Source organism: Paracoccus sp. SCN 68-21 (genome assembly GCF_001724535.1).
GTDB classification, from domain to species: Bacteria; Pseudomonadota; Alphaproteobacteria; order Rhodobacterales; family Rhodobacteraceae; genus Paracoccus; species Paracoccus hibiscisoli.
In genome coordinates this window covers 24,697-39,633 of record NZ_MEES01000006.1, presented here as the reverse complement: position 1 = coordinate 39,633, position 14,937 = coordinate 24,697, and the positions used below count along the sequence as shown (strand labels likewise).

Genomic DNA, 14,937 nt, shown 5'->3' with positions numbered 1-14,937 from the left:
AGGCGCCGCCGCAGGCTAGGGGCGCGGTCATGGCACGCGCACCCCTTTTGCAACTTTCCGAGATCTCGCTGACCTATGGCGGCGATCCTATTTTCGAGGGCCTGTCCCTGAACGTCCAGCCGGGCGACCGCGTCGCGCTGGTCGGTCGGAACGGTTCTGGCAAGTCCACCCTGATGAAGGTGATGGCCGGTTTCGTCGAACCCGACCGGGGCGATGTCGTCCTGGCCGCCGGTGTCTCGACCGGCTATATGGAGCAGGACCCCGATCTGTCGGGCTTTGCCACGCTTGGGGAGTTCGCCCGCGACGGGCTGGAGCCGGGCGAGGATTACCTGGTCGACATGGCCGCAGAAGGGTTGAAATTCGACCCCGACCGCCCCGTCGACACCGCATCGGGCGGCGAACGCCGTCGCGCCGCGCTGGCCCGTCTGCTGGCCCGCGCACCCGAGCTGATGCTGCTGGACGAGCCGACGAACCACCTGGACATCGAGGCGATCGGCTGGCTGGAGGACCATTTGTCGCAGACGCGCGCGGGCTTCGTGCTGATCAGCCACGACCGCGCCTTTCTGCGCCGCCTGACCAAGGCCACGCTGTGGATCGACCGCGGCGCCGTGCGCCGTCAGGAGCGCGGATTCGAGGGGTTCGAGGATTGGCGCGAGGCGACCTGGGCCGCCGAGGATGACGCCCGCCACAAGCTGGACCGCAAGATCAAGGCCGAGGCGAAATGGGCCGTCGAGGGCATCAGTGCGCGCCGCAAGCGTAATCAGGGCCGCGTCCGGGCGCTGGCCGATCTGCGCAGTGAACGCAGCAGCCAGATCCGCCGTCAGGGCACCGCCGCGATGGCATTCGACAGCGGCACCACCAGCGGCAAGCGGGTGGTCGAGGCGACCGGCATCTCCAAGGTGTTCGGTGACAAGGTGATCCTGCGGCCGTTCGACCTGCGCATCCAGCGTGGGGACAGGATCGCCTTCGTCGGCCCCAACGGCGCGGGCAAGACCACGCTGATCAAGATGCTGACCGGAGAGCTGGCCCCCGATACCGGCACGGTCAAGCTGGGCACCAATCTGGACATCGCGGTGTTCGATCAGGCGCGCGCCGCGCTGAACCCCGACCAGACGCTGTGGGAATCGCTGACCGGCGATCCGGATATGCGCGTCTCGGGCCGCGCCGATCAGGTGATGGTCCGCGGCACGCCCAAGCATGTCGTGGCTTATCTGAAGGATTTCCTGTTCGACGATGGTCAGGCCCGCGCGCCGGTGCGCAGCCTATCGGGGGGCGAAAAGGCACGTCTGCTGCTGGCGCGGCTGATGGCGCGCCCGTCGAACCTGCTGGTCATGGACGAACCGACCAACGATCTGGACGTCGAGACGCTGGACCTGCTGCAGGATCTGCTGGGCGAATATGACGGCACCGTGCTGCTGGTCAGCCACGACCGCGATTTCATCGACCGCGTCGCCGACACCACCGTCGCGATGGAGGGCGATGGCCGCGCCACCGTCTATGCCGGCGGCTGGAGCGATTATCAGGCCCAACGCGGCGAGGTGCAGCCCGAGGAGCCGGTGGCCGTCGCCAAATCCGCGCCCGTGGCCGACAAGCCCAAGGCCGCGCGCGAGGGCCTCAGCTTTACCGAACGCCACCGCCTTGAGGCGCTGCCCGGCGTCATCGCCAAGCTGGAGGCCGAGATCGCCAAGCTGTCCGAGTTCATGTCCGACCCGGACCTGTTCACCACCGCCCCCGCCAAGTTCGAAAAGGCCAGCCTGGCCCTGTCCGAACGCCAAGCCGCCTTGGCCGATGCCGAGGAAGAGTGGCTGGCGCTGGAGGAAAAGGCGGCCGTCTAGGCCGCCTGACCATCGCTGCGCGCCAGGTGGTTCTGCAGCCAGCCATGCGCAAAGGCGATCTTGTGGCGCACCGGCACGGTCAGCACGAAGGGATACAGGTCGGTATTGTCCAGCGCGCGGTTGATGTCGTTGACGGCGATGGTGATCTCGGCCGCGATGTTCAGCAGGCGATAGGGGTCGGTCTCTGTATAGGGATGATAGTCGTCGGGCACCCCCGGCATCGCCAGATGCGTGCTGCAGAAGCTGTCGGCCACGTCGGTCAGATGCAGCAGATGGGCCACCGTCTCGGCCCAGTCCTCATGCGGGTGCGATGTCGCATAGCCGGTGATGAATTCGTCTCCGGGGTCGCGCGGATTGGCGTAATGGGCGCGCAAGGCGGCGCCGTAATCGGCCCGCTCATCCCCAAAGACCTGGCGGAAGGCCGACAGGAAATCGGGCGACACCGCCAGCCGGTCGAACAGGAAATGCGCGATCTCGTGGCGGAAATGGCCGACCATCGACCGGTATTGTTCGCCCAATTTCAGTTGGCGCTTGAGGCGGATCAGCTCGTCCGCCTCGGTCACGTTGATGGTGATGTCGCCATTGGCGTGGCCCATGGTGATCTGCTGGGCGCGCCCGCCGGTATCCTCGGACAGCATCAGGAAGCGGGGGCGGCGGCCCGGATCGGCGGGGGTGAACCAGTGCCATTGCGCCAAATTCGCCAGCACCCACCGCTTGGCGCGTTCGGCGCTGGCCAGCAGGCGCTGATTTTCGCCGACATGCATCACCGGCACCACCTGCGACATCGCGCAGGACGTGCAGTACCCCCCAGGCACCCGCGCCGCCCAGTTGCAGGCGATGGTGTCACGGTTGGCGCAGGGCGCCGCATCGGCCGTCATCTGACCTTGGGCGGGATTATAGACCAGCGGTTCACTGCACAGGCACATCAGGTTGTGGAAATAGGCACGCGTGCCGCAATAAGGGCAGGTGAAGCGTTGCATGAGGCGGGTTCCGGTCCATCGTGGCAGGACACAAGCCCGCAGGCGCCACAGGGTTCCACGCCATCCGCGGGTCTTGACAGCCGTGCCGCGATCGGGCAAATGCTGCGCACCGGCAGGGCATCCGCCCTTGGCCGGTCGATTGTTTTTAACGACACCCGTACAAGGGTGCGCTGTCCGAAGGTGGGGCGATGCCCCGGAACTCCGACCTGATGTCGGGACCGCAGGACGCGACGAAGAAGGAAGAAAGCGATGTTCGCGGTTCTGAAAACTGGCGGCAAGCAGTACAAGGTGCACGCGGGCGACGTCCTGCGCGTTGAAAAGCTGAATGCCGCGGCTGGCGATACCGTCCAGTTCAACGATGTGCTGATGGTCGGCTCGACCCTGGGCGCGCCCCTGGTCGCCGGTGCCTGCGTGCAGGCCACCGTGATCGAGCAGATCAAGGCCGACAAGGTCATCACCTATGTCAAGCGCCGCCGCAAGCACAGCTCGCAGCGGACCCGCGGCCATCGCCAGCAGCTGACGCTGCTGCGCGTCACGGACGTGCTGGACAAGGGCGCGGACAAGACCGGCGTCAAAGCCGCCGTCGGTGCCCGCACGAAGGCCGAGGCGTCCGAGGCGCCCGCCAAGAAACCGGCCAAAGACGCCGCTGAAGCCTAAGGAGAACGACCCATGGCACATAAAAAAGCAGGCGGTTCTTCCCGCAACGGCCGCGACAGCGCGGGACGCCGTCTTGGCGTCAAGCTGTTCGGTGGCCAGGCCGCCATCGCGGGCAACATCATCGCACGTCAGCGCGGCACCACCTGGTGGCCGGGCGTGAACGTCGGCATGGGCAAGGATCACACCCTGTTTGCGCTGACCGACGGGCATGTGAGCTTCAAGAAAGGCCTGAAGGGCCGGACGTTCATTTCGATCGTCCCCGCCCAGCTGGAAGCAGCCGAGTAACCTTAGCGTAACATTATGCTGCTAAGGGGGGATCGGCGAGAGCCGGTCCCCCAAACCGTTTTATCGTCACATTTCTTGATCGGTTTCTTGGGGAGGAAACATGGTGATGTCTGCACCCATGCGGGAGGGAAGCCGTCTGGACGACCTCAAGCCCGCCCTGGCCGGAGCCCCGGCCCAACCCGTGATCGCGACCGAGCGGTTCACGCTGCGCCCGCTGCGCGCCTCGGATGCCGGAATGATCGCGCATTACACCGCCGACCGGCGCGTCGCCGAAGGCACGCGCGCCATCCCGCATCCGCTGCCCCGCGGGGGGTCGGACAGTTTCGTGGCCCGTGCCCTGGCCGCTGACCGGACCGAGGATGTCTGGGCCATCGACGGCAGCGACCACAAGCTGGCCGAGTTGCTGGGCGTGGTGTCGCTGACCCGGATGGAGAACGAACAGTCCGAGCTGGGCTTCTGGATCGGCGCGGGCTTCTGGAACACCGGCTTTGCGACCGAGGCCGTGGCGGCCCTGGTCGCCGCCAACCCGCATGGCGCGCGGACCCTGTTCGCCGAGGCGTTCCAGGACAATCCCGGCTCTGCCCGCGTTCTGACCAATTGCGGCTTCGTCTATCTGGGCGATGCCGAAAGCTGGTCGGTCGCGCGCGGCGCCCGGGTGCCGACCTGGACCTATCTGCGCAAGATGGCCTGACGGACGATATCTGCGACCCGTCATTGCAAAGGGGCGCGGACGGCCTAGATCAGGGGGATGACACAGCATCTTCCCTATTCCGTCCTCGACCTGTCGCCGGTGCCCGAAGGGTCCACGGCTCAGGACGCGATCCGCAACACCATCGACTTGGCGCAGCACGCCGAAGGCTGGGGCTATCGCCGCTTTTGGCTGGCCGAGCATCACAACATGCCCGGCATTGCCAGCGCCGCGACCGCCGTGCTGATCGGACTGGTGGCGCAGGCCACCCGCACGATCCGCGTCGGCGCGGGCGGCATCATGCTGCCCAACCACGCGCCGCTGTCGGTGGCCGAGGCGTTTGGCACGCTGGCCACGGTCTTTCCCGACCGGATCGACCTGGGGCTGGGGCGCGCGCCCGGCGGCGACGGTGCGGTGATCCGCGCCCTGCGCCGTGACCCGATGGCCGACAGCTTTCCGCAGGACGTGGTCGAGCTGCTGGACTATCTGGGCCCGGAACGCCCCGGCGCGCCAGTCCGGGCCCTGCCGGGCGAGGGAACGAACGTCCCCGTCTGGATCCTGGGCAGCAGCCTGTTCGGCGCGCAGCTGGCGGCGCATCTGGGCCTGCCCTATGCCTTCGCCAGCCATTTCGCGCCGGATGAGCTGGACCGCGCCCTGACCCTGTACCGAGAGCGGTTCCGCCCCTCGCCCTGGGGGCAAAAGCCCTATGCGGTGCTGGCGGCCAACGTCTTTGCCGCCGACGATCCGGGGCAGGCGGCCTACCTGCGCACGACCATGCAGCTGGCCTTTGCGCGCCTGCGCACCGGTCAGCCCGGCAAGCTGCCCCGCCCGGTCCGCGACATCGACGCCGAGATCGGCGCGCAGATGCGCCAGGCCGTGGACGGCGCGCTGCGCATCAGCGCCGTGGGCGGGCGCAATGAGGTGGCCGACCAGCTGGCCCGCCTGGTCGAGGCCTATCGCCCCGACGAGCTGATCCTGACCGGTCAGATCCACGACCACACCGCCCGCCTGCGCAGCTTTGAGATCGCGGCCGAGGCTGCGGCCGCTTTGCCCGTGGCGCAGGCCGCCTGACCCGCGCGCATGAAAAAAGGCCCCCGGATCGGGGGCCTTTTGCATGGGACTGATGGGGCGATTTACTCGCGGTTGCCCATGAACTGCAGCAGGAACATGAACAGGTTCAGGAAGTCCAGATACAGGCGCAGCGCACCCATGATCGCGGATTTGCCGATGAAGTCGGCGTCCGAACCGGACATCTGCAGGTAGGTGTTCTTGATGTTCTGCGTGTCATAGGCGGTCAGGCCCGCAAAGATCAGCACGCCGATGACCGAGATCGCGAACTGCATGGCCGAGGAGGCGATGAAGATGTTCACGATCGAGGCCACGATCAGGCCGATCAGACCCATCAGCAGGAAGGTGCCCCAGCCCGACAGATCCTTTTTCGTGGTATAGCCCCACAGCGACAGGCTGGCGAAGGCGATTGCGGTCACCAGGAAGGTCTGCACGATCGACACCGAGGTGTAGACCAGAAAGATCGAGCTGATCGACAGTCCCATCAGTGCTGCAAAGGCATAGAAGACGCCGGTCGCGGCCGAGACGGACAGCCGGTTGATCGCGGCGCCGAAGGCAAAGACCATCAGCAGCGGCGCGAACATGATCACCCACCGCAAGGGCGAGGTATAGATCGCGACGCCGAGGCCGGTCAGCTCGCCCGTGGGCGTGACCGCCGCGGTCGAGATGCCATAGGCTGCGACGGCGGTTACACCCATGCCGACCGCCATCAGCCCATAAACCTTGTTCATGTAGGCCCGCAGGCCCTCGTCGATCACCGCCTGGCGGGTGCCGACGCCCTGCGCGGTGCGGTACGTGTTGTAATCTGCCATCGATGTCTCCCCTGAAAGGCATGTCGGGACCGATCCCGACTTGGCTTCAATATCGGGGGAAACGGGCCGTTTTTCAATGCCGGGATGGGCGGAAAATGGCCGCGATCACAGGGTGATGACCACTTTTCCGATGCTGCGCCGCTCTCTCAGCAGGTGATAGCCCTCGGCCAGGGCTTCCAGCGGCAGGGTCGCGCCGGCGACCGGGTGCAGGCGGCCGGCCGCGAACAGGTCGAACAGCGCCCCCATGCTGGTGCGCAACGCCTGCGGGTCCAGCTGCCGGTAGCCGCCCCAGTAGAACCCGTGGATGGCGATGTTCTTGACCAAGGCGTGGTTCAGGGGCAGGGCAGGGGGGCGACCGCCCGCAAACCCGATGGACAGGAATCGCCCCCCCGGACGCAGCGCGCGAAAGGCCGCCTCTCCGGGTTCGGCGCCGACGGGGTCATAGACCACATCCGCCCCGCCCAGATCGCGCAGCGCACCGCGCAGGTCGGCGCAATCGGCGCTGTCGATCACATGGGCCGCGCCCGCGTCGCGCACGACCTGCAGCCGGTCCGCACCGCGCGCCACCCCGATGACCCGCGCACCCATCGCGGCGCCGATCTCGACCGCGGTCAGCCCGACGCCGCCCGCGGCCCCCAGCACGACCAGAACCTGGCCCGTCGCCAGCGCGCCGCGCCCCGACAGGGCCAAATGACTTGTCCCATAAGCCACCTGAAACCCGGCGGCCTGTTCAAAGGTCATCATGTCGGGAATGGGCTGCACGGCGTCGGGATCGACCGCCATCACCTGGGTCATGGTGCCGGGCGCCGACACCACGACCCGCATGCCGGGGGTCAGGCCGCTGCCCGCAGGCGCCTCCAGCACGGTGCCCGCGCCCTCCAGTCCCGGCACGAAGGGCGGGTCGGCAGGCTCCTGATATTTGCCCTGCGCCTTGAGGAGATCGGCAAAATTCAGCGCCGCCGCGCCCATGCGCAACAAGACCTGTCCCGGCGCCGCCCGGGGCGCAGGCAGGTCGCGGATGACGGGGTCCTGGCCCAGGGCCTCGATGCGGGCGGTGCGAATCATCTGTTCCATGGCGGCTCCGTTTCGATGTTGCCCACACGTTCGCATGCTGCCCGAACAAGTCAACGCAGGGTGGCAGATGCCCGAACGGCACCCTTGGGACCTGTCTTTTTGGTCAGGAACGGGGTGGTTAACCAAGTTGACACTCGAAAATTGTGCCTATCCGGGCTACGGCATCTGCAGATTGCAAGAGGTTGGGGCAATGAAGCATAGTGTAGATGTTCACGTTGGTAAGCGTATCCGCCATCGCCGCTGGATGATTGGCATGACCCAACAGCAACTGGCCGACAAGGTCGGGATCAAGTTCCAGCAGATCCAGAAATACGAGACCGGCATGAACCGCGTCTCGGCCTCGCGGCTGTGGGACATTGCGCGGGCGGTGGATGTGCCGGTCAGCTTCTTCTTCGAGGGGCTGTCCGAGGGCGATCTGCCCGGCGCGGTCGAGGGCGACATCTTCGCCGACAAGGAGGCGCTGCAGCTGGTGCGCGCCTATTACGCCATGCCCGAGGCGCAGCGCCGCCAGATCTTTGAGCTGGCGCGCGTCCTGTCCGACGCGGCCTGACTGCCGAAACCGCCAGAAGGTGGGTGACCCCGCCGTCGTTCCGCGCCGTGTGACCGCCGGACGACAGCCCCCGTTTGACCGCTGGCCCCCCGGCCAAGGACGGGTTACACCCCCACGGGTGACATGACCGCAGGGGGCCAGCATGCAGGACGCAGCCACGATCATCCGCACCGCGCATCTGATGGCCGATGCCGCGCGGGACGCGATCCTGCCGTGGTTTCGCAACGACGCGCTGTCCGCCGACAACAAGCGGCCCGCCGATTTCGACCCCGTGACCCAGGCCGACCGCGATGCCGAACGCGCCATGCGCGCCGTGCTGGCCGCACACCGCCCCGATGACGCCATCCTGGGCGAGGAATACGGCGCGACCCCCGGCACCTCTGGCCTGACCTGGATTCTGGACCCGATCGACGGGACGCGGGCCTTTCTGTGCGGCGCGGCCAGCTGGGGCGTGCTGATCGGGCTGTCGGACGGGCGCGACGTGATCTATGGCCTGATCGACCAGCCCTATACCCGCGAACGGTTCGAGGGGGGCTTGGGCCTGGCGCAACTGACCTGGGCTGGCGGAGAGCGGGCGCTGCGCGTGCGCGGCGGCCTAGATCTGGCCCAGGCCACGCTGATGACCACCTTTCCCGAAGTGGGCACCGCGGCCGAGGGCGCGGCCTTTCGTCGGGTCGCGGACCGGGTGCGGCTGACGCGCTATGGGCTGGACTGCTATGCCTATGCGCTGCTGGCCCTAGGCCAGGTCGATCTGGTGATCGAGGCGGGGTTGCAATCCTATGACATCGCCGGTCCGATGGCGGTGGTGCAGGCGGCGGGCGGCATCGTCACCGACTGGCAGGGCGGTCCGGCGGCTCAGGGCGGCCAGGTGATCGCGGCGGCATCGGCGCCCCTGCACCGCGCCGCGCTGGACCTGCTGAACGACTGAACCGACACGACCGCAAGGGGGCAGCATGGCCAACGACAACCGCGCGACCGACGGCGTTGATCGCGATGAGGATTATGGCCTGACGCAGGCGGTGATGGACCGCATCGACGCCGCGATGGAGGCGGGCGACCGCCCCGCGCTGGACGCCGCGCTGGAGCCGATGCACGCCGCCGACATCGCCGACCTGATCGAGCGTCTGACGCCTGCGCGCAGGCGGGCGTTCCTGACGCTGTACGCAGACGGCATCGACGGCGAGATCCTGTCCGAAATCGACGAATCGATCCGTGAGGAGGTTCTGGACCAGCTGCCCCAGGCCGTCGTCGCCGAGGCCGTCCGAGAGATGGACAGCGACGACGTCGTCGACCTGGTCGAGGATCTGGCCCAGCCCGACCGCGACCAGATCCTGGCCGCGCTGGATGCGGGCGACCGTGCCGCGGTCCAGCAATCGCTGGCCTATCCCGAATATTCGGCCGGCCGCCTGATGCAGTCCGAGGTGGTGACCGCGCCCGAACACTGGACTGCGGGCCAGACCATCGACTTTATCCGGGCCGAGGAATGGCTGCCCGAACAGTTCTATCACGTGATCCTGGTCGATCCGCGCCGCCACCCGACCGGCTATGTAACGCTTGGGCGGCTGCTGGCCTCGCCGCGCGACACGACCATGCGCGACCTGGCCGAGGACAGCTTTCGCACCATCCGCGCCCAGGCCGAAGAGGGCGACGTGGCCTATCTGTTCAACCAGTATCACCTGATCTCGGCCCCTGTGGTCGACGATCACGACCGGCTGGTGGGCGTGATCACCATCGACGACGCGATGACCGTCCTGGACGATGAGCATGAGGAGGACATCCTGCGCCTGGCCGGCGTCAATGACGAAAGCCACGTGTCCGACAGCGCGCTGACCACGGCGCGCCAGCGTCTGCCCTGGCTGGTCATCAACCTGTTCACGGCCTCGCTGTCGGCCATCGTCATCACCCAGTTCGAGGCCACGATCTCCACGCTGGTGGCGCTGGCCGCGCTGATGCCCATCGTCGCCTCGACCGGCGGGATCGCGGGGACGCAATCGCTGGCGGTCGCGGTGCGGGCCTTGGCCACGCGCGACCTGAACCGCTCGAACGCGCGGCGGGTGGTTATGCGAGAGCTGGGGGCGGGGCTGCTGAACGGGCTGGGGCTGGCGCTGATCCTGGGGATCGCGGGGACGGTGATCTTTGGCGACCCCAAGCTGGGCGTCGTGCTGGGCATGGCGATGATCGTGAACCAGATCGTCGCGGCCCTGGGCGGGGTCCTGGTGCCCCTGGGGCTGAACAAGATGGGGCTGGACCCGGCGTTGGCATCGGGAACCTTCGTGACGACGATGACCGATGTCATGGGGTTCTTTGCCTTCCTGGGACTGGCCACGCTGATCCTGATATGACCGACAAGGCCACCTTGCGCGCACAGGCCCTGACCGCCCGCGCGGCGGGAGGCGACCGGGATGCGCTGGACGGCCACCTGATCGCGGCGCTGGCGCCCCATGCGGGCGCGGTGCTGGCCGGATACTGGCCGATGCGCTCCGAGGCCGACCCCCGCGCCGCCATGGCCGCCCATGACGGTCCCGTCGCGCTGCCCGTGGTCACAGGCCCTGCGCGGCCGCTGACCTTCCGGCTGTGGCAGGGCGGCGCGCTGGAGCGCGGCCCCTTTGGCACCTCCCACCCCCCCGAATCGGCGCCCGAGGTCAGGCCTGATGTCCTGATCGTGCCGCTGGCGGGCTTTGACGATCGCGGAAACCGCTTGGGCTATGGCGGGGGTTTTTACGACAGGACGCTGGAATTGCTGCGAAAATTGGGTCCGGTCCTGGCCGTGGGCCTTGCCTTTGAGGTCCAGCGCCTGCCCGCCATCCCGACAGAGCCGACCGATCAGCCCCTGGACCTGATCGTGACCGAGGGCGGCGCGCGGACCCCGCTGCGCTGAATCTCGCCCATCGTGGCCATTTTGCATCGGCTGTGAACAACCTCCGGATGAGATTTGCATAAGTCTGTGGATAAGATGGGGGGCGTTCCACGCATGTCCCTGTCACTTAACGAAATTTCGTAAAAGCCAGCCGGTCCTGCCCAGAGAATGCGCCGGATCTGTGCGCGAATCCTGTCGGCCTGCCACGGCGGTGCTGTCAACGGTTCGCGGGGCGGGCCGCTGCGAATAATTCGATTGAAAGCCATCCCGTCCGGGGCCAATTTCCAGGCCAGAGCCGAAAGCGGCACGAAAGATGGTGGCCGTGAACGGCGCCACCACAGGCAGGACAGGCAGACACGATCAGACGGACGACCCGGTCGTCCGCGCCCCGCACGGGCGGATCGCGGCTGCGCGCGGGACCGAAAGGACGGGCAGGCATGAAGATCGAGCGGCGTTTCACCACGAAGGATGGCGGGGCCTATGGCGGCATCGCCTTCACCACCACCCTCAGCGAGATCCGCAACCCGGACGGCACGGTGGTGTTTCGCAACGACGCCGTCGAGGTGCCCCAGGGCTGGAGCCAGGTCGCCAGCGACGTCATCGCGCAGAAGTATTTCCGCCGCGCCGGTGTCCCCGCGCGGCTGAAGCCCGTGCGCGAAAAGGGCGTGCCCGAATTCCTGTGGCGCCACGTTCCCGACCGCGAGGCCCTGGCCGCCCTGCCCGAGGAGGAGCGTTTCACCGGAGAGACCAGCGCCGCGCAGGTCTTTGACCGTCTGGCCGGGGCCTGGACCTATTGGGGCTGGAAGGGCGGCTATTTCACGACCGAAGCCGATGCCCGCGCCTATCTGGACGAGATGCGCCACATGCTGGCCCGCCAGATGGGCGCGCCGAACAGCCCGCAATGGTTCAACACCGGCCTTCACTGGGCCTACGGCATCGACGGGCCGGGGCAGGGGCATTTCTATGTCGACCACCGGACGGGCAAGCTGACCGCATCGACCAGCGCCTATGAGCATCCGCAGCCGCATGCCTGTTTCATCCAGTCGGTCAGCGACGATCTGGTGAACGAGGGCGGCATCATGGACCTGTGGGTCCGCGAGGCACGCCTGTTCAAATACGGCAGCGGCACCGGCACGAACTTCAGCAGCCTGCGCGGCGAGGGCGAGCGCCTGTCGGGCGGCGGCACGTCGTCGGGCCTGATGGGGTTCCTGAAGATCGGCGACCGCGCGGCAGGTGCGATCAAGTCGGGCGGCACCACGCGCCGCGCGGCCAAGATGGTCATCTGCGACATGGACCATCCCGACATCGAGGCCTTCGTGAACTGGAAGGTCATCGAGGAGCAGAAGGTCGCCTCGCTGGTGGCCGGGTCAAAGCTGCACGAACGGGAACTGAACGGCATCTTTGCCGCGATCCGCACCGGCGGCGGAGAGACGGATCCGGCCCGGAACGACGCGCTGAAGGCCGCGATCCGCAGTGCCAAGCGCGCGATGATCCCCGAGACCTATGTGAACCGCGTCCTGCAATATGCGCGCCAGGGCTTCGACAGCATCGAATTCCCGACCTATGACACGGATTGGGACAGTGATGCCTATGCGTCGGTGTCGGGCCAGAATTCCAACAACTCGGTCCGGGTGACGGATGCGTTCCTGCGCGCGGTGCGCGAGGATGCCCCGTGGGAGCTGATCCGCCGCACCGACGGCACGGTCGCGAAAACGGTGTCGGCGCGCGATCTATGGGACCAGATCGGCCACGCGGCCTGGGCCTGCGCCGATCCGGGCATCCAGTTCCACGACACGATCAACGCCTGGCACACCTGCCCCGAGGATGGGCCGATCCGCGGGTCGAACCCGTGCAGCGAATACATGTTCCTGGACGACACCGCCTGCAACCTGGCGTCCATGAACCTGCTGACGTTCTGGACCGATGGCCGGTTCGACGCCGATGCCTATGCCCATGCCAGCCGGCTGTGGACCCTTACGCTGGAGATCAGCGTGCTGATGGCGCAGTTCCCCTCGCGTGAGATCGCGCAGCGCAGCCATGATTTCCGCACGCTTGGGCTGGGATACGCCAATATCGGCGGGTTGTTGATGAATATGGGCTATGGCTTTGACAGCGATAAGGGTCGCGCGCTGTGCGGTGCGCTGTCGGCGATCATGACCGGCACCGCCTATGCTACCAGCGCGCAGATGGCCGCCGAACTGGGCGCGTTTCCCGGCTATGCCCGCAACGCGGGCCCCATGCTGCGCGTGATCCGCAACCACCGCGCGGCGGCCCATGGCCAGCCCTGCGAGGGCGTGAACGTCGCCCCTGTGGCGCTTGACGCCGCGAACTGTCCCGACCAGACGCTGGTCGCGCGGGCGCGCGATGTGTGGGATCAGGCGCTGGCCCTGGGTCAGGCGCACGGGTTCCGCAACGCCCAGACCACCGTCATCGCGCCCACCGGCACGATCGGCCTGGTCATGGATTGCGACACCACGGGCATCGAGCCGGATTTCGCGCTGGTCAAGTTCAAGAAGCTGGCGGGCGGCGGCTATTTCAAGATCATCAACCAGTCGGTCCCCGCCGCATTGGCCAAGCTGGGCTATGCCCCCGCGCAGATCGAGGAGATCGTGGGCCATGCCGTGGGTCACGCGACCCTGGGCAACTGCCCCGCCATCAACCATGCATCGCTGGCCGGTCACGGCTTTGGCGCGACGGAAATCGCATTGGTCGAGGCCGCGCTGCCATCGGCCTTCGACATCCGCTTCGTCTTCAACCAGTGGACCTTGGGAGAGGATTTCTGCCGCGGCACCCTGGGCATCCCGGCGGACAAGCTGTCGGACCCGACCTTTGACCTGCTGCGCCACCTGGGCTTCAGCAAGGCGCAGATCGACGCGGCCAACGACCATGTCTGCGGGACGATGACGCTGGAGGGCGCGCCGCATCTGAAACCCCAGCATCTGTCGGTCTTTGATTGCGCCAATGCCTGCGGCAAGACCGGGACGCGCTATTTGTCGGTGGAAAGCCACATCCGCATGATGGCGGCGGCGCAAAGCTTCATCTCGGGTGCGATCAGCAAGACGATCAACATGCATTCCAGCGCGACCATCGCCGACACGCTGGCGGCCTATGCGCTGTCCCACAGCCTGGGGATCAAGGCCAACGCGCTCTATCGCGACGGCTCCAAGCTGTCGCAGCCGCTGGCCGCTGCGCTGATCGACGACGACGAGGAGGCCGAGGAGGTCCTGGCCCACGGGTCCACCCACGACAAGGCGCGCGTCCTGGCCGAAAAGATCGTCGAGCGGGTCATCGTCAAGGAGATCGTGCGGTCGAACCGCGAAAAGCTGCCGCAGCGCCGCAAGGGATACACGCAAAAGGCCATCGTCGGCGGGCACAAGGTCTATCTGCGCACCGGCGAATATGACGACGGCGGCCTGGGCGAGATCTTCATCGACATGCACAAGGAGGGCGCGGGCTTTCGCGCCATGATGAACAACTTCGCCATCGCCGTGTCGGTCGGCCTGCAATACGGCGTGCCGCTGGAGGAGTTCGTGGACGCCTTCACCTTCACCCGGTTCGAGCCGGCGGGCATGGTGCAGGGCAATGACAGCATCAAGAACGCGACCTCGATCCTGGACTATGTGTTTCGCGAGCTGGCCGTCAGCTATCTGGACCGCACCGACCTGGCCCATGTCGCCCCCGAAGGCGCGCGTTTCGACGATATGGGCGGCGGCGAGGACGAGGGGCGCCCCAGCCAGCCCGCCGAGCTGAAATCGCTGACCATGCTGAAGCAGATCAGCAGCGCGGGCTATCTGCGCAAGCGGATGCCGCAGGACCTGATCGCGCTGCAGACGGGCGTGTCCATGGCCGCCGTGGCAACGGGCATGGACCTGCGCGCCAAGGCCCGGATGCAGGGATACGAGGGCGATCCCTGCGGCGAATGCGGCAATTATACGCTGGTCCGCAATGGCACCTGTATGAAGTGCAACACCTGCGGTGGCACCAGCGGCTGCAGCTGAACAGGATCGCCCCCGCCATCGCGCGGGGGCGTCTTTTTGCCTGCAACATCTTATGGATATCTTGGGCGTGCCGCGCTAGGTCCGGGGGGTGGCGCTTGACGCTGGCCGCTCTTGGGCCTTCACTGGCGGTGCA

At 67.1% G+C, this 14,937-nt stretch carries 13 protein-coding genes; 10 read left to right on the top strand and 3 right to left on the bottom strand.

Going from position 1 to position 14,937, the window contains the following annotated elements; translation table 11 throughout:
• Positions 1-29: 29 nt before the first annotated feature.
• The gene (locus ABS73_RS03350; RefSeq protein ID WP_277019870.1) at positions 30-1,835 is read left to right on the top strand and encodes an ABC-F family ATP-binding cassette domain-containing protein; all 1,806 of its coding nucleotides are present in this window, start codon (positions 30-32) and stop codon (positions 1,833-1,835) included.
• Here ABS73_RS03350 and ABS73_RS03345 read toward each other — a convergent pair.
• Positions 1,832-2,815: a putative zinc-binding metallopeptidase gene (locus ABS73_RS03345; RefSeq protein WP_277019871.1), complete on the bottom strand. Its 984-nt coding sequence runs from the start codon at positions 2,813-2,815 to the stop codon at positions 1,832-1,834. The two genes, ABS73_RS03350 and ABS73_RS03345, sit on opposite strands and share 4 nt — an antisense overlap.
• Before the next feature lie 249 nt (positions 2,816-3,064).
• On the opposite strand from ABS73_RS03345, the gene rplU reads away from it, so the two are divergent.
• The 4 genes from rplU (at position 3,065) to ABS73_RS03325 (ending at position 5,516) form a co-directional block, all read left to right on the top strand.
• The gene (rplU, locus tag ABS73_RS03340) at positions 3,065-3,472 is read left to right on the top strand and encodes a 50S ribosomal protein L21 (protein WP_277019873.1); all 408 of its coding nucleotides are present in this window, start codon (positions 3,065-3,067) and stop codon (positions 3,470-3,472) included.
• 12 nt (positions 3,473-3,484) lie between these two features.
• Positions 3,485-3,757, top strand: coding sequence for a 50S ribosomal protein L27 (rpmA, locus tag ABS73_RS03335; protein ID WP_136856963.1), 273 nt, complete (start codon positions 3,485-3,487; stop codon positions 3,755-3,757).
• 106 nt (positions 3,758-3,863) lie between these two features.
• On the top strand, positions 3,864-4,448 hold the full coding sequence (locus ABS73_RS03330) for a GNAT family N-acetyltransferase (RefSeq protein WP_423805164.1): 585 nt from the start codon (positions 3,864-3,866) through the stop codon (positions 4,446-4,448).
• A gap of 57 nt (positions 4,449-4,505) precedes the next feature.
• Positions 4,506-5,516 carry an LLM class flavin-dependent oxidoreductase gene (locus ABS73_RS03325; protein WP_136856965.1) on the top strand — a complete coding sequence of 337 codons (1,011 nt, stop codon included), beginning with the start codon at positions 4,506-4,508 and terminating at the stop codon, positions 5,514-5,516.
• 62 nt (positions 5,517-5,578) lie between these two features.
• Here ABS73_RS03325 and ABS73_RS03320 read toward each other — a convergent pair whose 3' ends face one another.
• Positions 5,579-6,325 (bottom strand): Bax inhibitor-1/YccA family protein, encoded by a 747-nt coding sequence (locus ABS73_RS03320; protein ID WP_136856966.1) that lies wholly within the window; start codon positions 6,323-6,325, stop codon positions 5,579-5,581.
• 105 nt (positions 6,326-6,430) lie between these two features.
• Positions 6,431-7,399 carry an NADPH:quinone oxidoreductase family protein gene (locus tag ABS73_RS03315; RefSeq protein WP_277019875.1) on the bottom strand — a complete coding sequence of 323 codons (969 nt, stop codon included), beginning with the start codon at positions 7,397-7,399 and terminating at the stop codon, positions 6,431-6,433.
• A 190-nt stretch (positions 7,400-7,589) separates the two neighbouring features.
• On the opposite strand from ABS73_RS03315, the gene ABS73_RS03310 reads away from it, so the two are divergent.
• The 5 genes from ABS73_RS03310 to ABS73_RS03290 all read left to right on the top strand — a co-directional run bounded on the left by ABS73_RS03310 (position 7,590) and on the right by ABS73_RS03290 (position 14,804).
• Complete coding sequence (locus ABS73_RS03310; RefSeq protein WP_136856968.1) at positions 7,590-7,949, top strand: helix-turn-helix domain-containing protein; 360 nt, start codon at positions 7,590-7,592, stop codon at positions 7,947-7,949.
• Between the two features lie 142 nt (positions 7,950-8,091).
• On the top strand, positions 8,092-8,877 hold the full coding sequence (locus tag ABS73_RS03305) for an inositol monophosphatase family protein (RefSeq protein ID WP_277019877.1): 786 nt from the start codon (positions 8,092-8,094) through the stop codon (positions 8,875-8,877).
• 94 nt (positions 8,878-8,971) lie between these two features.
• Positions 8,972-10,291, top strand: coding sequence for a magnesium transporter (gene mgtE, locus ABS73_RS03300; protein WP_423805165.1), 1,320 nt, complete (start codon positions 8,972-8,974; stop codon positions 10,289-10,291).
• Positions 10,288-10,827 (top strand): 5-formyltetrahydrofolate cyclo-ligase, encoded by a 540-nt coding sequence (locus ABS73_RS03295; RefSeq protein WP_277019881.1) that lies wholly within the window; start codon positions 10,288-10,290, stop codon positions 10,825-10,827. Before mgtE ends, ABS73_RS03295 begins: the two co-directional genes overlap by 4 nt.
• Positions 10,828-11,243: 416 nt before the next feature.
• Complete coding sequence (locus ABS73_RS03290) at positions 11,244-14,804, top strand: vitamin B12-dependent ribonucleotide reductase (protein ID WP_286693398.1); 3,561 nt, start codon at positions 11,244-11,246, stop codon at positions 14,802-14,804.
• The last annotated feature ends 133 nt before the right edge of the window (positions 14,805-14,937 follow it).